The sequence below is a fragment of the Streptomyces sp. NPDC001530 genome (genome assembly GCF_042894545.1).
Taxonomy (GTDB): domain Bacteria; phylum Actinomycetota; class Actinomycetes; order Streptomycetales; family Streptomycetaceae; genus Streptomyces.
Genome location: NZ_JBIAVS010000002.1, coordinates 265,544 through 286,580 on the forward strand (window position 1 = coordinate 265,544; position 21,037 = coordinate 286,580).

The following is a 21,037-nucleotide window of genomic DNA, read 5'->3' on the forward strand; positions in this document are numbered from 1 at the left end:
CGCCGGACCCTACTGATTGGAAGGCACGACCATGGCGGGACCCGTCCTGGAAATGCGCTCGATCGTCAAGACCTTTCCCGGCGTCAAGGCGCTGTCGGACGTCACCCTGACCGTCCGCCAGGGCGAGGTCCACGCCATCTGCGGCGAGAACGGCGCCGGGAAGTCCACCTTGATGAAGGTGCTCTCCGGCGTCCATCCGCACGGCAGTTACGAGGGTGAGATCCTCTTCGAGGGAGAGGTCTGCAGCTTCAAGGACATCCGGGCGAGCGAGCACCACGGCATTGTCATCATCCACCAGGAGCTGGCGCTGGTGCCGTTCCTCTCCCTCGCGGAGAACATCTTCCTCGGCAACGAGCACGCCAAGAGCGGGCTCATCAACTGGAACGAGACCCTGCGGCACGCCACCGAGCTGCTGCGCCGGGTCGGTCTGGACGATCACCCCGAGACCCGCGTCGCCGACATCGGCGTGGGCAAGCAGCAGCTCGTGGAGATCGCGAAGGCGCTGTCGAAGAAGGTGAAGCTGCTCATCCTGGATGAGCCGACCGCGGCCCTGAACGACGAGGACAGCGGCAAACTCCTCGATCTCATCCTGGAGTTGAAGAAGCAGGGCATCACCTCGATCATCATCTCCCACAAGCTGAACGAGATCCGCAAAGTCGCCGACTCGGTGACGATCCTGCGTGACGGGCGGTCCATCGAGACCCTCGACGTGAAGGCGCCGGAGACCACCGAGGACCGGATCATCTCCGGCATGGTCGGCCGCGACCTCGACCACCGCTTCCCCGAGCGCACCGCGTACGAGGGAGAGGTGGGTGCGGCACCGGCCCTGGAGATCCGCAACTGGACGGTCCATCACCCGATCGACCAGCAGCGCAAGGTGGTCGACGACGTGTCGATCAACGTGCGGCGCGGGGAGATCGTCGGCATCGCGGGCCTCATGGGCGCCGGCCGCACCGAACTCGCGATGAGCGTCTTCGGGCGCACCTATGGCCGGCACGCGGGCGGCACGGTCCTCAAGGACGGCAAGGAGATCCGTACGAAGTCCGTCGCCGAGGCGGTCGGGCACGGCATCGCGTACGTCACCGAGGACCGCAAGCACTACGGCCTCAACCTCATCGACACCATCAACCGCAACATCTCGCTGACCGCCCTGAACAAGGTCGCCAAGCGCGGTGTCGTCGACGAGCACGAGGAGCGGCAGGTCGCCGAGCGCTTCCGCAAGTCCATGAACATCAAGGCGCCGACCGTCTTCGAGCCGGTGGGCAAGCTGTCCGGCGGCAACCAGCAGAAGGTCGTCCTCAGCAAGTGGATCTTCGCGGGTCCGGACGTGCTGATCCTGGACGAGCCCACCCGCGGCATCGACGTGGGCGCCAAGTACGAGATCTACACGGTCATCGACCAGCTGGCCGCCGAGGGCAAGGCGGTCGTCTTCATCTCCTCCGAGCTGCCCGAACTGCTCGGCATGTGCGACCGCATCTACACCATGGCCGCCGGGCGGCTCACGGGCGAGGTCCCGCGGGCCGAGGCCACGCAGGAAGTGCTGATGCGCCAGATGACGAAGGACAAAGAGGTATCCCGATGAGCACGGATGTAACCGCCAAGACCCCGGCCCCGGCGCCGCCCGGGAAGAGCGGAAGCTCGGCCACCGGCGGCGGCCTGCTGCAGCTGATGATGGACGGCCTGCGCCGCAACATGCGGCAGTACGGCATGCTGATCGCGCTCGGCCTGATCGTCGCCCTCTTCGCGGTCTGGACCGACGGTGACCTGCTGCTGCCGCGCAACGTCTCCAACCTGGTGCTGCAGAACAGCTACATCCTGGTCCTCGCGATCGGCATGATGCTGGTGATCATCGCGGGCCACATCGACCTGTCGGTCGGCTCGCTGACCGCGTTCGTGGGCGCGTTCGCGGCCGTGCTGACGGTGCAACACAGTGTGGCGTGGCCCCTCGCCCTGGTGCTGTGCCTGGTGGTGGGCGCCGTCGCGGGCTCGGTACAGGGATTCCTGATCGCGTATCTCGGCATACCGTCGTTCATCGTCACCCTCGCCGGCATGCTGCTCTTCCGCGGTCTGACGGAGATCCTGCTGAAGGGCCAGACCCTCGGCCCGTTCCCGGACGGGCTGCAGAAGATGGGCAACGGCTTCCTGCCGGAGGCCGGCCCGGACACCAACTACCACAACATCACGCTGCTCCTTGGCCTCGCGCTGATCGTCTTCGCGGTCCTCCAGGAGATCCGCGACCGCAAGCGCCAGCAGGAGTTCTCGCTGGTCGTGCTGCCGAGGAACATCTTCCTGCTCAAGCTCGTCGCCATCGTCGCCGCGATCCTCGTCGTCACCATGCTGCTCGCCAGCTACAAGGGCGCGCCGATCATCCTGATCGTCCTCGGCGTCCTGGTGGTCGGCTACGGCTACGTCATGCGCAACGCCGTCTTCGGCCGTCACATCTACGCGATCGGCGGCAACCTGCCGGCGGCGAAGCTGTCCGGCGTCAAGGACAAGAAGGTCACCTTCTACGTCTTCCTGAACATGGGCGTGCTCGCGGCCCTGGCGGGTCTGGTGGTCGCCGCCCGTCTGAACGCGGCCTCGCCGAAGGCGGGCCTGAACTTCGAACTCGAGGCCATCGCCTCGTCGTTCATCGGTGGCGCGTCCATGAGCGGCGGTGTGGGCACCGTCCTCGGCGCGATCATCGGTGGTCTCGTCCTCGGCGTGCTGAACAACGGCATGAACCTCCTCAGCGTCGGCACCGACTGGCAGCAGGTCATCAAGGGCCTGGCCCTGCTCGCGGCCGTCGGCTTCGACGTATGGAACAAGCGCAAGTCCGGTTCGTAAGTCAGCTCGGGCCCCGCCGGAAACGGCGGGGCCCCACCTTTATGGGAGCCGCACACATGGAACTGAACAGACGCACGGTCATCGCAGGAGCCGCGGCCGCGGGCATCGCCGCGACCACGCTCGGGGGAACGGCACACGCCACGGGAGGCAGGACGCCGGTGAAGGAGCTCTTCGGCAAGCTCGCGGACGGCACGAAGGTCTACCGCTGGTCGCTGGAGAACGGCGGCACGCGGATGAAGGTCCTCTCCTGGGGCGGCGTCGTCCAGTGCCTGGAGATCCCCGACCGGCACGGCCACTACGCCAACATCTCCCTGGGCTTCGACAACATCGATGACTACGTCGCGAAGACCCCGTACTTCGGCGCCCTGATCGGCCGCTACGGCAACCGCATCGGCAAGGGCCAGTTCACCCTCGACGGCAAGAGCTACCAGCTCTCCGTCAACGACGGCGTGAACAGCCTGCACGGCGGTACCAAGGGCTTCGACAAGCGGATCTGGGACGTCGAGCCGTTCACCAAGGGCTCCGACGTCGGTCTGCACCTGTACTACACGAGCGTCGACGGGGAGATGGGCTACCCGGGCACGCTCAAGACGAAGGTGACGTACACCCTCACCAAGCACGGCGACTGGCGCATCGACTACGAGGCCACCACCGACAAGGCCACCGTCGTCAACCTCACCAGCCACGTCTACTGGAACCTGGCCGGCGAGGGCAGCGGCACGATCGAGGACCACGAGCTCACGATCGCCGCCTCCCGCTACACGCCCACCGACTCGGGCCTGATCCCCACCGGCGAGCTGGCGAAGGTCGCCGGTACCCCCTTCGACTTCCGCAAGACCAAGAGCATCGGCCGGGACATCCGCGACGCCCACCCGCAGCAGGTCACCGCCAAGGGCTACGACCACAACTGGGTCCTGGACAAGGGCATCACCGCCAAGCCCGCGCACATCGCGACCCTGCGCGACCCGTCGTCCGGCCGCACGCTGAAGATCGCCACCGACCAGCCGGGTCTGCAGTTCTACTCGGGCAACTTCCTCGACGGCACCCTCGTCGGCACCGGCGGCCGCACCTACCGCCAGGGCGACGCGCTGTGCCTGGAGACCCAGCACTTCCCGGACTCGCCGAACCAGCCGTCGTTCCCGTCGACGGTGCTGCGGCCGGGGCAGACGTACCGCAGCACGACGGTGCACTCGTTCGGCGCCTGAGGTTCTTGACCGCTCCGCGGGGCCTCCGGGCCCTGCGGCTTCGCGGGGCCTCCAGGCCCTTGACGGCTCAGCAGGGCCTCCGGTTGCCTCGGGACGCGAACCCGCACTGAATTCACACGAGTTGAACAGCGCCACCTCCGTATCCGTATGAGAGGGCGGCCCGTGCTCCCCCGCACGGGCCACCCAAAGACGGAGGGCCCGTCCTCCCCAGCGGGCCCGCCCTATACGGAGGTTCCATGGCCGGCAATGTCACCTCGCTCTTTCGCGGCACTGCGGCGCACAGCCCGTCCATGGCCGCGCTGGCGCGGGAGAGCGACGGGGCCGGTCCCGTGGACTTCTGCATCCCCTGCAACCCGTACTTCCCGACGCCCGCGATGTTCGACGAACTCGCGGGCCGGCTGCGCGAGATCATCACGTACTACCCGAGCAGCGCCGACACGATCACGGCCGAGCTGTGCTCGCTGCTCCAGCTCCCGCCGCAGTGCGTCGCGATGGGCAACGGTTCCACCGAACTCATCACCTGGATCGACCACTTGCTGGTCCGGGAGTCCCTCGCGATCCCCGTCCCCACCTTCGGCCGCTGGACCGACCAGCCGATGGAGACCGGCAAGCGGGTCGACATGTTCCCGCTCCAGGAGTCCAGCGGGTTCGCCCTCGACCTCGCCGCCTACGCCGAGTTCATCCGCGCCCGGGGCACGCGCGTGGCCGTCATCTGCAACCCGAACAACCCCGACGGCGGCTTCCTCCCCCGCCAGTCCGTCATCCAGTTCATGGACGCGATGGCGGACCTGGACCTGGTCGTCATCGACGAGTCCTTCCTGGAGTTCGCCGACGCCGAGTCGGAGCCGAGCGTGGTCGAGGACGCGGTGATGCGGCCCAACGTCATCGTGCTGCGCAGCCTCGGCAAGAACTTCGGCCTGCACGGCATACGCTTCGGCTACCTGGTCGCCAATCCGGCGCTGGCGGGGCGCGTCCGCTCCATGCTGCCGAAGTGGAACCTCAACTCCTTTGCCGAACATGTGGTGTTCATGCTGAAGGAGCATGGCGCCGAGTACATGGAGAGCCTGCACATGGTCCGCCGCGACCGGCTCGACATGGCCCGCCAGCTCTCCGCACTCCCCGGCCTGACGGTCTACCCCTCCCAAGGCAATTTCCTCTTCGTGCGCCTCCCCGTCGGCGCCGAAGGCACCGTGGTCCGGGACCGGCTGCTGACCGAGCACCGGATCCTGGTCCGCGAGTGCGGCAACAAGATCGGTTCGTCCAGTCGCTTCCTGAGACTCGTGGTGCGCCCCCAGGTGGATGTGCGTCGCCTGGTGTCCGGCCTGGAACAGGTGCTCTACGGGACCAGGAGGGGAGCCGCCGTGCCCGAGCTGAGCACAGGGACCAGCTACAGCTCGGGTACGGCGGCGGTGGACCGCCTGGTCAGCGCCACGAACGGGGCGGGCATGCAGGGGCTGGCGGCACAGGCGGGCGCCTGGCCGGGGCCCGCGGCGGCGCAGCCCGTGCCCCAGCCGGCGCCACAGCCCTCGCCGGTACCGAGCCTGCCGCCCTCGCAGCCCGCGCAGCCCGCGGCGGCGGTGGCGGTGGCCAACTTCCCCGCCCCGCAGCCCACTCCGCAACCCGCGCGGCCCGCCGCCCCGCAGCCCACCGCCTGGCCGGCAGCAGCCGCGTCGGCACAGCCACCGGGGGCGATGCCCGCCGCGGCCCCGGCGGCCGGACTGCAGCCCGTCGCCCAGACCGGCATGCCCGGGATGGCCGGGGTGGCCGGGATGGCCGGGATGGCCGCCTCGCAGGGTGCCCAGGGAGGGCTGACAGCGGCCCAGGTCCGCGGCCGGACCCAGCCGGAGCCCCAACCCCCGCAGCAGCCCCAACAACCCACCGGCTGGCCGGCGGTGGGCGCGATGCTGTACGGCCAGGCGGGATAAGTACGTGAGGGCCGGCTGACCTCAGTAGGCGACGGGCCACCCACTGCTCCAGTTCAGCAGGTTGATCCCGAGCTTGGGTGTCCCGCTGTCGTTGCCGTCGTAGTAGTGGTAGACGATCAGGTCCCCGTCCGAGTCGGCCATGATGGACTGCCCGCCGGGCCCGATGACGCTGCCGTGCGACTCCAGCACGGGCGTACCGCCGTTGCTCATCATCGCGACGCCGCTCTTGTCGTAGTACGGCCCGGTGACGCTGGTGGCGCGCCCCACCTTGACCTTGTAGGTGGAGCTGGTGCCCTGGCAGCAGACGTCGTACGAGGCGAAGAGGTAGTAGTAGCCGTTGCGCTTGACGATGTACGGGGCTTCGACGGCCTTGGTCCCGGTCGGCCGCGAGGCGATCGAGTACCTCGTGGTGTTACTGCTCAGCTGCTTCCCGGTCGACGGATCGATCTGGATCATCTTGATGCCGGTCCACCAACTGCCGAAGGACAGCCACCACTTGCCGTTGTCGTCGACGAAGAGATTCGGGTCGATGGCGTTGTAGTCACTGGAGGTGGTGGAGGTGTAGACGACTCCGTAGTCGGTCCAGGAGCCGGGCAGCCCGGTCGTCGAACCGGCGAGCCCGATGGCGGACTTGTTGGACCCGAAGGTCGAGACGGCGTAGTACATCAGGTACTTCCCGCCGTGGTACGAGATGTCGGGCGCCCAGGCCTCCGTCGCGTACGTCGACCACCAGCTCGGCTTGGTGGTGAACGCATCGCTTCCGGCGCTGAACGCGATCCGGTCGGTGGAGGTCTTGTAGCTCAGGCCGCCACCGGTGGCGTACAGCAGATACCGCCCCGCCGAGGTGCGGATCATCGTCGGGTCGTGCACGACGACGGAGCCGGTGACGGTGCCGGGATTGGGGTACGCCGACGCGGTGGTCGGGATCAGGGCGAGAAGGACGGCCGCCGGGACGGCGAGGAGTGCGGTTCTGCGGGAGGTGCGGCTCATACAGACCCTCCTGTTCGAAATGGCGAACGCAGGTCAGGACCTCGAACGGGAACTGAACGGGACCGTAGAATCGAAGCGCTTGCGCGTCAACGCTTCTCACACACCGAACCCCCGTCACGCACCTGTGACTTCCGGCCACTCACGACACACCACCGGAACCAAAACGCAACCGCCACGGCCCTGTGCGCCGCCTCCCGCCCGGCCTACGATCGACGCCTTCGTCTACGCGCGTCAAAGGTGGCTGAAACAGAGGTGATGGCCGTGCGCCGCAGAGTCCGGATCATGGTGACGATGGCGGCCGCGCTGGGCCTCACGGTGGGCGTCAGCGGCTGCGGCGCCGAGACGGGGGCGGACTCGAAGACCATCACCCTGACCGTCGTCGCGACCAACTACGGCGACAGCGTCCACAAGAACTCGCTCGGCTACTGGGACCGGGTCGGGCTCGCCTTCCAGTCCTCCCACCCGGGCATCCGCGTGGTCGCGAAGGTCTACCCCGCCGACACCGTCGACGCGAAGGTCGCCGAGCTGGTGAAGCAGGGCAAGGCACCCGACATCGTGCAGACCGACAGCTACGCCGAGTACGCGGCGAAGGGCATGCTCTACTCGGCGGACGAACTGCTCTCGATCCCCGTCCAGGCCGGGTTCGTGCAGAGCCTCGCCGAGGCCGGGGAGGTGCGGAACGCCCAGTACGGACTGCCGTTCACCGCGAGCACCCGGCTGCTCTACTACAACAAGGACCTGTTCCAGCAGGCGGGCCTGGAACCGCCCACCACCTGGCAGGAACTCCTCGTCGACGCACGGGTGTTGAAGGCGCGGGGCGTGAAGTACCCGATCGCCGTGCCCCTCGGCCCCGAGGAGGCGGAGGCCGAGACGCTGATGTGGCTGCTGGCCGGGGAGGGCGGCTACACCGACGACGCCGGCGCCTACGACTTCACCTCCGACGCCAATGTGTCGACACTCAAGTGGATCAAGTCGAACCTCGTCGACACGGGGCTTACGGGCCCGGTCGCGCCCGGCAAGCTGAACCGCGGCGCGGCACTGGAGGCCTTCGTCGACGGCGAGGCAGCGATGGTGAACGCCCCACTCTCCCTGATGCGCCAGATCGAGGACTCCACGCTGAACGTCCCCTACGGCACCGTCCCGCTGCCGAGCCGCACCGGCAAGGCAGTACCGACGATGGGCACCGCCGACTGGACCATCGCCTTCAAGCAGGGCGGACACCGCGAGCAGATCGGCCAGTTCCTCGACTTCCTCTACGGCGACAAGTACGTCACCGAGCAGGCGGCGGAGTACCAGCTGCTGCCGGTCACCACGTCGGCGACCGACGCCATGCGCGCCGACAAGCACTACCGCAGCCTCTGGAACGGCCTGGACACGCTGGACAACATGGACCTCTACCCGCTCTCCGAGACGAACTGGTCGAGGGTCTCGACGGCGATCAGAACAAAGATCGGTACATCGGTCGCACCGGGCGGCGACCCGGAGGCGGTCCTGACGTCGATCGCGAAGGCGGCGCGCTGAGCCACCCGCAGCCGAAGGGCCACGCGGCACGCCGGGCGGGCTGGTGAGGGCGCGATCGCGCCCTCACCCCCGGCCCAGAACGCAGCCGACCTGAGGGCGGACCTGGCTCGCGCCGAGAAACCGGTCCACTCGGTGGCGTGCACACAGGAGCACGGCGGCGTCGATCCTTTCCTTGCCCTCTTGGCCGCCCCGGTCGGTGCCCCCTTGGTCACCCCGGTCGGTGAGGAAGTCGGCCAGCTCCGCAAGGAGCTCATCCACCGCCTGCCGTCCCGGCCGGGTGCGGCCCCCGAGGTGCGGCTCTCGAGCGGCATCAGCCTGTCTCACAAGGAACTTGACGCTTCATCACTTTGCCGCTCTGACAGCTCGCCGACAGGATCCACTCCTACGGTGCCGTGTCCATGACAGACACTTCAGGAGCCAACCCGATCGGGCGCCGCACCGTACTGATCGCCACCGGCGCCACGGCCGCCACCCTGGCCGTAGGCGCCGCCGCGCCCGAAGCCCGCACAACCGCGCAGGCCGACGACACGTCCCCCGTCGCCGCCGCGGCCGTCTGCACCCTCACCAAGGAGATGACCGAAGGCCCCTACTACCTCGACGGACAGCTCGTCCGCTCCGACATCACCGAAGGCAAGGCGGGCGTCCCGCTCAAGCTGGCGCTCACCGTCGTCGACGACGACACCTGCGCCCCGCTCAGCAACGCCCTCGTCGAGATCTGGCACAGCGACGCGCTCGGCGAGTACTCCGGATTCGTCGGCAACAACGGCCACAACGAACCGGACGACGGCACCTTCCTGCGCGGCGGCGTGCTCACGAACTCCAGCGGCGTCGCGAACATCACCACGATCTACCCCGGTTGGTACCGCGGCCGCTGCGTGCACATCCACGTCAAGGTCCACACGAACGTCACGCTCACCTCCGACGGCTCCTTCACCGGCGGCCAGGAACTCCACACCGGCCAGCTCTTCTTCAGCGAGACGATCACCACCGGCGTCGCCAAGGTCTCCCCGTACTCGACCAACACGGTCACCCGTACCACCCTCGCCCAGGACTCCATCTACGACGACGGAGGCGTCACCTCCGGCCTCCTCACCCTCACGGCCCTGGGCAGTTCGGTCTCGTCCGGCTATACGGGCACCCTGACACTCGGCGTCGAACAGAGCTGAGCCGGCGGACCCGCACATCTTTCCCCCACGGAGACAGGGCGACAGGGGTGGCCCCACCGGCCGGTGGGGCCACCCCCGCCGGACAGGCCGCGCGAAGCAATCGCACGCCTCTTGCTCTTGCAAGTAATATGCAACAAGCTTGGCGGGCCCTTACCGCCTGCCCAGGACGCGGAGCCACGTCATGCCCCATCTGCTGCCGGATGCCGGACCCCAGCGCGTCATCGCCGCCTCGAACTTCGTTTACACCGTCGGCAGCGGCCTCTATCTGACCGCCGGGGTGCTGTACTTCACCGAGGCGGTTCACCTCCCGGCAGCCCAGGTGGGTCTCGGGCTCGGGATCGCCGGAGTCGTCTCGCTGGCCGTGGGCATCGCCGTCGGCCATCTCGCGGACACGCGCGGCGCCCGCGGCGTCTACGCGACCACCCTTGTCGTCCAGGCACTGGCCACGGCCGCCTTCGTACTGGCGGACAGCTTCTGGCCGTTCGTCCTCGCGGTCTGCGCGGCCACCGGGGCGAAGGCGGCCGGTCTGGCCGCGCGCAGCCCGCTGATCAGACACTTCGGAGGGGACCGGCCGCAGCGGTTCCGCGCCTACCTCCGGGCTGTCACCAACATCGGCATCTCCCTCGGTGCCCTGCTCGCGGGCTGGGCCGTCCAGGTGGGCACCCTCACCGCGTACCAGCTTCTGGTCGTCGGCAACGCCATCGCCTTCACCGCCTCGGCGGCCGTCCTGGCCCTGCTGCCGCCCATCGCGCCCGCGCCCGCCGTCCACGGACCGCGCTGGGTCGCCCTGCGGGACCGGCCCTACCTTCTGCTCACCGCCCTCGACGGCGTCATGGCCATCCAGTTCAAGGTGCTCACCGTGGCCATCCCGCTCTGGCTGGTCACGGCCACCGCCGCACCGCGCTGGCTCATTTCGGGCACCATGCTCACCAACACCGTCATCGTCATCGCGCTTCAGGTACGAGCCGGCCGCACCGTCGACACCCCCACGGCCGGCGGAGCCGCCTACCGCCGCTCGGGCGTGGCCTTCCTCGTCTCCTGCGCGCTGATCTCGCTCTCCGCGGGGATACCGACGTGGGCCGCGGCAACGCTGCTCATGACCGCGGTACTGATCCACACGGTCGGCGAACTGTGGCACTCCGCCGCGGGCTTCGAGGTGTCCTTCGCCCTCGCCCCACAGCACGCCACCGGCCAGTACCTCGGCGTCTTCGGCCTGGGCGCCGGCCTGGCCGAGGCTCTCGGCCCCACCCTCCTCATCTCGCTCTGCATCACCTGGGGCCGCCCCGGCTGGTACGTCGTAGGAGCCCTGTTCGCCGTGACGGGCCTGGCAGCACCGCCCGCCGTCCGCTGGGCAGAACGCCGGCAGCACGCTCGGCAGAACCTCTCGCCGCGCGAGCCGCGAGCCGCGAGCAATGACGGCGCGAAGAGCCTTGCTGGTTAGGCCGCGGCCACTGGTCACCTGACGCGCCGAGGCCCCTGCCTCCCTACGCCGTCACGGGCTGCCGCTCCTCGACCGCCGGCTCGGCCGACTCCGCCGCCTTCTCCTTGCGATAGGCGCGGATCGAGTACGTCAGGGCGGCGGCCCACAGCGCGTACAGGAGGACGTGGACCGGGGTGCTGAGCCCCGCGGAGGCGCCGATCCAGTCGCTCTTCAGGAGCGTACGGACGTTGGTGACGATGATGACGCCGCCGACCGCGGAGCCCAGCACGCGCGGCGGGACCAGGCGCACCAGCCAGGCGGCGACGGGCGCGGCGACCAGCCCGCCGAGCAGGAACGCGAGGACCCAGCCCCAGTTGAGGCCCTGCGAGCCGAGCGAGAAGAGGAAGCCGAGGCTCGCGGTGATGGCGACCAGGAACTCGCTGGTGTCGATCGAGCCGATCACCTTGCGCGGCTCCATCCGCCCACTGGCCAGAAGCGCCGGCGTACCGACCGGGCCCCAGCCGCCTCCGCCCGTCGCGTCCAGGAAGCCGGCCACCAGGCCGAGCGGGGCGAGGAATCGCTTGCGCAGGGGCCTGCCGAGCTGCCCCTTGGGCATGCCGCGGAAGGTGAAGCGGGACATGACGTACAGGCCGAGGCCCAGCAGGATCAGCGACATGGCCGGTTCTGCCACCTCGGTGGACAGCTTGGAGAGGACCGTCGCGCCGAGGAAGGAGCCCACCGCGCCGGGTACGCCGATCTTGGCGACCACCTTCCAGTCCACGTTTCCGAAGCGCCAGTGCGAGGCCCCGGACATCAGCGTGGTGCCGATCTCGGCGAGGTGGACCGTGGCCGAGGCGGCGGCCGGGTTGGTGCCCATGGCGAGCAGCAGCGTCGTCGAGGTCACGCCGTAGGCCATGCCCAGGCTGCCGTCCACCAGCTGGGCGCCGAGGCCCGCGAGGGCGAGCAGGATGAGCGTGCGCAAGGGATCCGTCCCGTCGTTCCTGGCCTTCCCCCACCGGTTCGGCGGGGATGAACGGGAGGTGACGCTAGGGGCTCTAGCTGAGGACAGCCTTAGGGTGAGATGAGGATCGTTCACGCGTACGGAGACGATCGGGCCGCCCGTACCGCGTAATCCGCCCGCGCCGAGATCCTCATATGACCATGGTGGGACGTACCGCTGTGGACAATGGCCACCCGCGCCGCTGTCCTCGGGAGGACCCGCATGGTGTTGAGCAGACGTACCTTCAGCGCACTCGCCGGCACCGCCGCGCTCGGCTTCTCGCTGAGCGGCAGCGGCAGCGATGAGGCGTGCGCCGTCGGAGAGGCGCGCAGCGCTCCCACCGGGCCCCCGCCCGGACCGCCCGCGGCCGACCACAAGGCGCACACCGTCGGCTTCGACCGCTACTCGATGCTGATCGACGGCAAGCGCCTCGTGCTCTGGTCCGGCGAGGTCCACCCCTTCCGGCTGCCGAGCCCGTCCCTGTGGCGGGACGTGCTGGAGAAACTGCGCGCCCACGGCTACAACACGATCAGCGTCTACGTGTCGTGGAACTACCACTCCCCGGCGCCGGGGAAGTACGACTTCTCCGGGGTCCGCGACCTCGACCTGTTCCTGCGGACGGCCGCCGAGACCGGCCTGTACGTCATCCTGCGTCCGGGCCCGTACATCAACGCCGAGGTCGACGCGGGCGGCTTCCCCGGCTGGCTGACCGTCACCAAGGGCACCGCCCGCACCTCCGACCCGACCTATCTGAAGTACGTCGACGAGTGGCTGACCGCCGTCGACCGGATCGCCGTCAAGCACCTCTACACCAAGGGCGGCGGCACGATCGTCCTCTACCAGCTGGAGAACGAGTACGCGAACAACGTCACCAGCCCCCTCGGCCGCGACTACATGGCCCACCTGTACGCGAAGGTCCGCGCGGACGGCATCGACGTGCCGCTCTTCCACAACGACAAGGGCAGGAACGGGCATTGGGCCCCGGGCACCTTCGACACGGGCGGGGAGAAGGGCCGCTATCTGTACGGCTTCGACGGCTATCCGTCGCCCTTCGCGCCCCCGCCCGACTGGGGCTACTTCGGCATCGGCGGTACGAAGGGCGGCTCGACCGCGAGTCCCGAAACCCCGGGGCTCATCGCCGAGTTCGGAGGTGGCTGGTTCGATCCCTGGGGCGGGGTGGAGTTCGACGGCAAGGGGTACGCGGAGTCGCGCCGCACCCGGGACGCGGCGTACGAGCGGCGCTTCTACCTCACCAACCTCGCCAACGGCATCAAGATCCACAACGTCTACATGACGTTCGGCGGCACGTCCTGGGGCTGGCTGCCCGCGCCCATCGTCTACACCTCGTACGACTACGGTGCCGCCCTCGACGAGGCCCGGCAGCCGACCGCCAAGCTGATCCCGATGCACCAGATCGGTCAACTGATGTACTCCGTACCCGACTTGGCGAAGCTCGACCGCGCCGAGGACATCACGGTCGACGGGAAGGGGATCAAGGCGTACCACCTCGTCAATCCGGACACGAAGGCGCACTTCTACGTGCTGCGCAATGACAGCTCCGCCGGGGTCGTCGCCACCATCCCGCTCGCCGGAACGACCGTCACCGTGCCGGTCCCCGGTCTCGACGCCCGGCTGCTCGCCACCGGAATCGCCCTCGGGCGACGGAAGTTGAGGTACTCCACCGCCCAGCCGATGCTGTGGCTGAGCGCCGGGCGCCAGGACATCGCCGTGTTCACGGGCCGCGCGGGCGAGTCGACGCAGACCGCACTGGAGTGCGCGAGCGAACCGACGGTCACCGTGCTGGAGGGGAATGCCAGGCACACGTACGCGGACGGCGTGCTGCGCGTGGACGCCCAACTGAGCGGAATCGCCCGGGTGTTGGTGGAGGGCGGCGGCACCTCGGCGCCTCTTCTCCTGCTGCTCGCCGACGACGAGGCCTCCGGACGGCTCTGGCGGTACGACACCCCCTCCGGCCCGGTGCTGGTGTACGGCCCCGCGCTCGTGCGCACCGCCGCCCTGCGCGACACGGTCGTCCATCTCACCGGGGACACAGTGGAGGCGGCGGACCTGGAGGTCTGGGGGCCGCGCGGGATGAGTGACGTCGTCTGGAACCAGGGCACGTTGAAGACGCACGCGACCAAGTCGGGGAGCCTGCGGGCCGAGCAGCGGCTGCCCGGCGTGCCCGGCGTCCAGCTCCCCGCACTGACCAACTGGCGCCGGTCCGCCGAGAACCCGGAGTCCGCCTCCGACTACGACGACGCCCGGTGGAAGCTCGCGAACAAGAAGTCCTCGTACAGCACCACCCCCGTACCCGCCGGGCAGCCCGTGCTGTTCGCCGACGACTACGGCTACCACTACGGCGACGTCTGGTACCGGGGACACCTCACGGACGCGGGCGGCGCGGGCTCCGTGGCCCTCTCCTACATCTCGGGCGCGCAGGGGCTGCTGATGGCGTGGCTGGACGGGAAGCCGCTGGGCACGCACCGGATGCCGGTGCCGGACAAGAAGACGGTCAGGCGGGGGACGTGGTCCGCCACGGCCACGTTCCCCATCCCCTCCAAGACAGGGCCGCGGGTGCTGTCCGTCCTCGTGCGTCGTATGCAGCACGACGAGGACGGGGCGGCGAAGGACACGCACAAGGTGGCCCGAGGGCTGACGGCCGTGACCTTCAACGGGGCTTCCCCGGCCATCACTTGGCGAATTCAGGGCGAGGCGGCCCCGGACCCGGTGCGCGGGCCGGTCAACAACGGGGGTCTGCACGGGGAGCGCCACGGCTGGCATCTGCCGGGGTTCGCCGACGACCACTGGAAGGTCGTCGACTTCCCGCGTGCCGAGCGGCGGCAGGGCGTCACCTGGTACCGCACCGACTTCCGGCTCGCCGTCGACACCGGCGTGGACGCCTCGATCGGACTCACGCTCACCGATGACCCGGCCCGCGCCTACCGTGTCCAGATCTTCCTGAACGGCTGGAACATGGGCCAGTACATCAACGATGTGGGCCCCCAGCACACCTTCGTCCTGCCGAACGGGCTGCTGCGCACACGGGGGCTCAACACACTGGCCCTCGCGGTGCTGTCCGACGGGACCACACCCTCAGGTCCCGGCGAGGTGAAGCTGACGCTGCTGGGCAGCGCGGCCGGAGGAGTGCCGGTGACACTGGTCGACTCCCCCGGCCTTACCCGCACGAGCTAGCTCAGCCGGATCACGTTCCACGACAGCGGCTCCAGGACGGCGCTCAGCATGCCGTCCTGGAGGGTGGTCCCCTCGACCGGGTGCGGGGTGACCCGCTCCTGGTCGTCGCGGGTGTTGGTGGCGTCCGGGTCGGCGTCGGCGAGCGCGCTGTGCTCGACCACCGACGTCAACCCCAGGCGGTTCAGGGCGACTTCGAGCGGCAGCGACTCGGTCTGGCTGCGGTTGACGGCGAAGACGGTGACCGAGCCGTCCTCGGCGCGCACGGCGGTGGCGTGCAGCAGATCCGCCTCGCCGTACTTCTTCGTCTCGTACGTCGGCGAGTCCACCCGTACGTCGAGAACCTGCCCGCGCCCGTACTTCGAGGCCTGCGCGAAGGGGAAGAAGGTCGTCTGCCGCCAGGCCGGTCCGCCCGGCTCCGTCATGATCGGCGCGATGACGTTGACGAGCTGGGCGAGGCAGGCGACGGTGACCCGGTCCGCGTGCCGCAGCAGCGCGATGAGCAGGGAGCCGAAGACGACCGCGTCCGTGACGGAGTAGACGTCCTCCAGGATGCGCGGGGCCTCCTGCCAGTCCTCCACAGGGTGCGGGTTGGGCCGGCTCTGGTACCAGACGTTCCACTCGTCGAAGGAGAGGTTGATCTTCTTCTTGGACTTCAGCCGGGCGCCCACGTGGTCGCAGGTCGCCACCACGTTCTCGATGAAGGACTCGGTGTCGACGGCGGAGGCGAGGAAGGAGTCCCGGTCGCCGTCGGTCTCCTCGTAGTAGGCGTGCAGGGAGATGTAGTCGACGAGGTCGTACGTCTCCTCGAGGACGGTCGACTCCCACTCGGCGAAGGTCGGCATGCCCTGCCCGGAGGAGCCGCACGCGACGAGTTGGAGGTCCGGCTCGATCTGCCGCATCGCGCGGGCGGTCTCGGCGGCGAGCCGGCCGTACTCCTCGGCCGTCTTGTGCCCGGTCTGCCAGGGCCCGTCCATCTCGTTGCCCAGGCACCACAGCTTGATGCCGAAGGGGTCCTTGTCGCCGTGTGCCACCCGCAGGTCCGAACGGGCCGTCCCGGAGGGGTGGTTGGCGTACTCCTGGAGCTCCAGGGCCTCGGCGACACCGCGTGTGCCGAGGTTGATCGCCATCATCGGCTCGGCCTGCGGGCCGATCTTCTTCAGGAAGGCGATGTACTCGGAGAGGCCGAAACGGTTGGTCTCGGTGGAGCGCCAGGCGAGGTCGAGCCGGCGGGGGCGCTCCTCCGCCGGGCCCACCGAGTCCTCCCAGTTGTAGCCGGAGACGAAGTTGCCGCCGGGGTAGCGGACGGCGGTGACGCCGAGCTCGCGGACCAGCTCCAGCACGTCCGTGCGGAGGCCCGCCTCGTCGGCCGCGGGGTGGCCGGGCTCGAAGATGCCGGTGTAGACGCAGCGGCCGAGGTGCTCGACGAAGGAACCGAAGAGACGGGGGTCGACCTTGCCGACGGTGAAGGCGGGGTCGAGGGCGAAGCGGGCGGTGCGCATGTTTTCCTTTCGGGGCGGTGTGTTGGGGGTTTCTTTGGTGCGTTGGCGGGTGCGGGCTGTCCGGGGCTGGGCGCGCCTACACGGCGGAGCCGCACATCGATCCAGCCCCGCGCCCCTACCGCACGCTTGGCCAGCCGTTCTTTGTCCAGCTCAGCCTGTTCAGCCCCAGCTTGGGCGTGCCGTTGTCGTCTGCGTCGTAGTAGTGGTAGGCCAGCCAGTCCTGGCCTCGGTCGCGGAACACCGACTCGCCGCCGGTGCCGATGTAGCGGCCGTGGCCGGCCAGCAGCAGGTCGCCGCCGCCCTCCAGCAGGGGCGTGCCCGTGCTGTCGACGTAGGGGCCGGTCACCGAAGTCGACCTGCCGACCCTGATCTTGTAGGTGGAGTTGACGCCGGCGCAGCACGCGTCGTACGAGGCGAAGAGGTAGTAGTAGCGGCCGTGTTTGAGCACGTAGGGGCCCTCGACGGCGTACGGGGCGTCCGGGCGGGTCGCCAGGTGGTGGACGGTGGCGCCCTCGACGGCCTTGCCGGTGCTCGGGTCCAGCTCGACCATGCGGATGCCGGTCCAGTACGAGCCGAACGCCATCCACAGCTTGCCGTCGGCCCTGGTCACCGCCGGGTCGATGGCGTTCCAGGTGTCGGTCCTCTCCGAGGTGAAGACCTTGCCGTGGTCGGTCCAGGTGCCGGGCAGGCCGCTCGGGGAGGTGGCGACACCGATCGCGGAGTGGTTGGTGCCCCAGGAGGAGACGGCGTAGTAGAGCCAGTACCGGCCGTCGCGGTACGAGATGTCGGGGGCCCAGGGGTCGCCGGTGTCGTTGTACTCGTACCACCAACTCGGCGGCGTGGCGAAGGCGTTGCCCGCGTCGTCCCACTGGACGCGGTCCTTGGAGAGGCGGGCGCCGATGATGCCGCCGGTCGAATAGGCCACGTATCCGCCGGACTTGAGGTGGATGACGGTGGGGTCGTGGATGATCTGCTGGCCGGTGAGGGGCTGCGGGTCGGGGTAGGTCACGTCCGCCTGTGCCATGGTGGGCAGCAGGGCGATGGCGGTCGCGGCGAGCAGGGCCGCGAGTCTGAGGCGCTTCAGCTTCAACTCAGTACCTCCTGCGATGAGTTACTGGCCTGCCAGACCCGTGTGGGCCACGCCCCGCACGATCTGGCTCTGGAAGAAGACGAACACGACGATCAGCGGGAGTCCGGCGATCAGGCCGCCGGCCATGAGCTGGGGCCACACGATGCCGAAGGCGTTCTGCACGGTGGCGATGCCGTTCGGCATGGTCATCAGGTCGGGGTTGTTGGTCACCATGTAGGGCCACAGGAAGTTGTTCCACGAGGCGATGAAGGTGAAGATGCCGACCGCCGAGAGGGAGGGCTTCGACAGCGGGAGGACAATGGTGAAGAAGATCCGCCAGCGGCCCGCGCCGTCGATGAACGCGGCCTCCTCCAGCTCGCGGGGCAGCGACTGGAAGAACTTGTAGAGGATGTAGACCATCGCCGCGGGCGCGCACTGCGGCAGGATCATGCCCCAGTAGGTGTCGACCATCCCGAGCGACTGCACGGTCGTGAAGAGGGGGACGCCGAGGATGGCCGGGGAGAACATCAGGCCCGCCATCGTGACCGCCATCAGGGCGGACTTGCCGCGGAACTCGGTGCGCGCGAAGCCGTAGGCGGCGAGCGAGGCGACGAGCAGCACGATGAACGTGACGCAGACCGACACCACCAGCGAGTTCACGAACCAGTTGGGGATGTTGCCGGCCTCCACGACGCTCTTCCAGGAGTCGAGCGTGAAGTCCTTCGGGATCCAGTGCGGTGAGGTCACCGACTCGGTCGGGGACTTGAGCGAGGTCGACAGGGCCCAGACGAGCGGGGAGATCCAGACGAGGGAGAGGGCCGCGGCGACGACGGTCAGGGCGATCTGCGCGGGCGTCCAGGTGCTGCGGGACGTGCGCAGTACGGGAGTTGGCGTGGTCATCGGGTGACCTCCTCGCGGTTGCGCAGCAGCCACATCCGTCCGAGCGCGACCACGGCGATGATGAGGAACAGGATGAAGGAGATCGCGGAGGCATAGCCCACGCGGTAGCTGGTGAAGCCCTGTTCGAGGGTGTACTGGACGAAGGTGCGGGTCGATTCCTCGGGTCCCGGGCCGAACTGGTACATGACCACGACCTGGTCGAAGACCTGGAGCGAGGCGAGGATCTGCAGGGCGAAGACCAGGCCGGTGATGTTGCGCAGGTTGGGCACGGTGATGTGGACGAGCCGCTGGAAGGCGTTCGCGCCGTCCAGCTCGGCGGCCTCGTAGAGGTGTTGCGGGATGTTCTGCAGTGCGGCGAGGTAGAGCAGGAAGCTGAACCCGACCGTCCACCACAGGGTCGCGATGACGACGGCGGTCATGGCCGTGGACTTCTGTGCCAGCCACGGGGTGTCGAGGCCGAGGACGTGGTTGACCATGCCGTTGGTGGGCTGGAACAGCCACCACCACAGGTTGCCGACGACGGCCGACGGCAGCAGGAACGGCGCGAAGAAGCACAGCCGCCACAGCCACTTGAAGTGCACCGTGTGGTGCGCGATCAGCGCCATCAGCAGCGCCACGACGACGATGCACGGGACGACGTAGAGGGTGAACTGGACGCTGTGCCAAAGGGAGGACCACACCAGGTCGTCCTTGAGGGCCTCGCGGTAGTTGGCGAGGCCGACGAAGCTGGTGTGGTCGCCGGAGATGTTGGCGTCGGTGAGGCTGAGGTAGAGGCCGCGGACGACGGGCACGATGACGAAGAGGCCGTACAGCACGAAGAACGGGGCGACGAACCAGCCGCCGTGCTGGAAGCGGCGGCCCCAGCGCACCCGAGCGGACTCCGCGGCGGCGGCCGTGCGGGGCCGCAGGGTGGTGGCGGGCGCGAGGGTACTCGTGGTGCTGCTCATGCGCCGGCCCCCTTCAGCTCCTGGGCGGCCGTCCTGCCGTCCATCGGGTTCTTCATCGCGAGCAGCTGCTCCAGTGCGGACTTCATACGGCGGGCCGCGGCATCCGGCTTCGCGGAGCCGACGTTGGAGGAGGCGACGACTGGGCCGATGCGCTGGGCGAGGATGCCGGTGGAGCCGGCGAACCAGATGTGCGGCTCGGTGGCCGGGTGCTCCATGGCCGGCTTGGAGTACTCGTTCTGCGGGGTGAGCTTGAGGTACGCCGGGTCCTGGAAGGTCGGCAGGTACGCGGGGACGTGGCCGCCGCCCGCCCAGGCGGTGGCGTGCTTGACCAGGTAGGCGGCCAGCATGTGCGCGCCCTCGTTGGCGGCGCCGCCGCGGTCGGCCTGGTGGGGCAGGACGAAGGAGTGCGACTCGGCGTGGGTGGCCGGGGTGCCGAAGACCGGGGGCAGCGGCTGGGCGCCGTAGTCGACCTTCTCGCCGCCGAAGTACGGCACGGACCAGTTGCCCTCCCAGGTGAACGGCGACCCGGCGATGAAGGCCTCGCCGTCGGCCGCGCCCACGGTGACGTAGCCGTCGGTGACGTGCTTGCGGAAGAACTCCAGGACCTGGGTGGCCTTGTCGGTGTCGAAGGTGACGTCGGTCTGCTCGTCGTTGAAGTAGGTCCCGGCCAGCTGCTGGTAGAAGGCGACGAAGAACCACCAGGAGAAATTCTGGTCGTTGGCGTGCAGTCCGAGGGTCTGGACACCGTTCTTCAGCTGCTTCTTGGCCGACTTGAGGATCTCGAACCACTCGTCGGTGGAGGTCGCGGACGGCAGCTTCCCGTCGGCGTCGAGCAGGCCGGCCTTCTTGCAGACGTCCTTGCGGTAGAAGTTCAGCTGAACGTGGATGTCGAGGGGCAGGGCGTACAGCTTGCCGTCGACGATGCCGCGCTGCCACAGCACCGGGTTGAAGTCGGCTTCCTTGACGCCGTACTTGGCGAGCAGGTCCATGTCCCAGGGGTCCAGGAGGCGGCCGGGCGCGAAGCCGGGCACGCGGCCCTGGTGCATGACGGCGAGGTCCGGCGCACGGTTGCCGGCCGCGGCCATGGCGAGTTTGGTGTAGTACGGCCCTCCCCAGGTCAGTGTGGATGCCTTGACCGCGACGTCCGGATGCGCCTTGCGGAAGGCGTCCACCATCGCGACCTGGTTGGCGCCGTCACCACCGCTGAAGAGGTTCCAGTAGCGGACGCGGGTACGCGCACTGGACGCGAGCGCGTCCGCACCGGTCCCGAGCGCGGCGAAGCCGAGGCTGCCCGCGACCGTCAACCCGCCCATTCCAGCCAGGAGTTGCCTGCGATTCAGGCCAGGTCGTCCCATGCCCTGCCCTCACTGTTCGAGA

The 21,037-nt window shown here is 69.0% G+C and carries 16 protein-coding genes; 8 read left to right on the forward strand and 8 right to left on the reverse strand.

Features of this window, described 5'->3' with window-relative positions:
- The first annotated feature begins 31 nt into the window (after nucleotides 1-31).
- The 4 genes from mmsA (at nucleotide 32) to ACFY0T_RS04150 (ending at nucleotide 5,956) form a co-directional block, all read left to right on the forward strand.
- Nucleotides 32-1,582, forward strand: a complete 1,551-nt coding sequence (mmsA, locus tag ACFY0T_RS04135) for a multiple monosaccharide ABC transporter ATP-binding protein (protein WP_388864444.1) — start codon at nucleotides 32-34, stop codon at nucleotides 1,580-1,582.
- Nucleotides 1,579-2,826 carry a multiple monosaccharide ABC transporter permease gene (mmsB, locus tag ACFY0T_RS04140; protein WP_388864445.1) on the forward strand — a complete coding sequence of 416 codons (1,248 nt, stop codon included), beginning with the start codon at nucleotides 1,579-1,581 and terminating at the stop codon, nucleotides 2,824-2,826. Before mmsA ends, mmsB begins: the two co-directional genes overlap by 4 nt.
- Before the next feature lie 56 nt (nucleotides 2,827-2,882).
- Nucleotides 2,883-4,031, forward strand: a complete 1,149-nt coding sequence (locus ACFY0T_RS04145; RefSeq protein ID WP_388864446.1) for an aldose epimerase family protein — start codon at nucleotides 2,883-2,885, stop codon at nucleotides 4,029-4,031.
- Nucleotides 4,032-4,267: 236 nt separating this feature from the next.
- Nucleotides 4,268-5,956 (forward strand): pyridoxal phosphate-dependent aminotransferase, encoded by a 1,689-nt coding sequence (locus ACFY0T_RS04150; RefSeq protein WP_388864447.1) that lies wholly within the window; start codon nucleotides 4,268-4,270, stop codon nucleotides 5,954-5,956.
- A gap of 21 nt (nucleotides 5,957-5,977) precedes the next feature.
- On the opposite strand, the gene ACFY0T_RS04155 is transcribed toward ACFY0T_RS04150, so the two are convergent.
- Nucleotides 5,978-6,946 (reverse strand): arabinan endo-1,5-alpha-L-arabinosidase, encoded by a 969-nt coding sequence (locus ACFY0T_RS04155; protein ID WP_388864448.1) that lies wholly within the window; start codon nucleotides 6,944-6,946, stop codon nucleotides 5,978-5,980.
- A gap of 255 nt (nucleotides 6,947-7,201) precedes the next feature.
- Between ACFY0T_RS04155 and ACFY0T_RS04160 the strand changes: the two genes are divergently transcribed.
- Nucleotides 7,202-8,467, forward strand: coding sequence for an ABC transporter substrate-binding protein (locus ACFY0T_RS04160; RefSeq protein WP_388864742.1), 1,266 nt, complete (start codon nucleotides 7,202-7,204; stop codon nucleotides 8,465-8,467).
- Between the two features lie 63 nt (nucleotides 8,468-8,530).
- Here ACFY0T_RS04160 and ACFY0T_RS04165 read toward each other — a convergent pair whose 3' ends face one another.
- Nucleotides 8,531-8,725 (reverse strand): hypothetical protein, encoded by a 195-nt coding sequence (locus ACFY0T_RS04165; protein WP_388864449.1) that lies wholly within the window; start codon nucleotides 8,723-8,725, stop codon nucleotides 8,531-8,533.
- A gap of 140 nt (nucleotides 8,726-8,865) precedes the next feature.
- On the opposite strand from ACFY0T_RS04165, the gene ACFY0T_RS04170 reads away from it, so the two are divergent.
- Nucleotides 8,866-9,633: an intradiol ring-cleavage dioxygenase gene (locus ACFY0T_RS04170; RefSeq protein ID WP_388864450.1), complete on the forward strand. Its 768-nt coding sequence runs from the start codon at nucleotides 8,866-8,868 to the stop codon at nucleotides 9,631-9,633.
- A gap of 181 nt (nucleotides 9,634-9,814) precedes the next feature.
- Nucleotides 9,815-11,074, forward strand: coding sequence for an MFS transporter (locus ACFY0T_RS04175; protein WP_388864451.1), 1,260 nt, complete (start codon nucleotides 9,815-9,817; stop codon nucleotides 11,072-11,074).
- Between the two features lie 43 nt (nucleotides 11,075-11,117).
- On the opposite strand, the gene ACFY0T_RS04180 is transcribed toward ACFY0T_RS04175, so the two are convergent.
- Nucleotides 11,118-12,035 carry a sulfite exporter TauE/SafE family protein gene (locus ACFY0T_RS04180; protein WP_388864452.1) on the reverse strand — a complete coding sequence of 306 codons (918 nt, stop codon included), beginning with the start codon at nucleotides 12,033-12,035 and terminating at the stop codon, nucleotides 11,118-11,120.
- A 240-nt stretch (nucleotides 12,036-12,275) separates the two neighbouring features.
- Between ACFY0T_RS04180 and ACFY0T_RS04185 the strand changes: the two genes are divergently transcribed.
- Complete coding sequence (locus ACFY0T_RS04185) at nucleotides 12,276-15,245, forward strand: beta-galactosidase (protein ID WP_388864453.1); 2,970 nt, start codon at nucleotides 12,276-12,278, stop codon at nucleotides 15,243-15,245.
- On the opposite strand, the gene ACFY0T_RS04190 is transcribed toward ACFY0T_RS04185, so the two are convergent.
- The 5 genes from ACFY0T_RS04190 to ACFY0T_RS04210 form a co-directional block, all read right to left on the reverse strand.
- Complete coding sequence (locus ACFY0T_RS04190; RefSeq protein ID WP_388864454.1) at nucleotides 15,242-16,744, reverse strand: alpha-N-arabinofuranosidase; 1,503 nt, start codon at nucleotides 16,742-16,744, stop codon at nucleotides 15,242-15,244. The two genes, ACFY0T_RS04185 and ACFY0T_RS04190, sit on opposite strands and share 4 nt — an antisense overlap.
- A 115-nt stretch (nucleotides 16,745-16,859) precedes the next feature.
- On the reverse strand, nucleotides 16,860-17,828 hold the full coding sequence (locus tag ACFY0T_RS04195) for an arabinan endo-1,5-alpha-L-arabinosidase (RefSeq protein ID WP_388864744.1): 969 nt from the start codon (nucleotides 17,826-17,828) through the stop codon (nucleotides 16,860-16,862).
- Nucleotides 17,829-17,855: 27 nt separating this feature from the next.
- A complete protein-coding gene (locus ACFY0T_RS04200) occupies nucleotides 17,856-18,713 on the reverse strand; it encodes a carbohydrate ABC transporter permease (RefSeq protein ID WP_388864455.1) in 858 nt (285 codons plus the stop codon).
- Nucleotides 18,710-19,660 carry a carbohydrate ABC transporter permease gene (locus ACFY0T_RS04205; protein WP_388864456.1) on the reverse strand — a complete coding sequence of 317 codons (951 nt, stop codon included), beginning with the start codon at nucleotides 19,658-19,660 and terminating at the stop codon, nucleotides 18,710-18,712. The genes ACFY0T_RS04200 and ACFY0T_RS04205 overlap by 4 nt, the downstream gene beginning before the upstream one ends.
- Entirely contained in the window at nucleotides 19,657-21,015 is a 1,359-nt protein-coding gene (locus tag ACFY0T_RS04210) for an extracellular solute-binding protein (RefSeq protein ID WP_388864457.1), read from the reverse strand. The genes ACFY0T_RS04205 and ACFY0T_RS04210 overlap by 4 nt, the downstream gene beginning before the upstream one ends.
- Nucleotides 21,016-21,037: the final 22 nt, after the last annotated feature.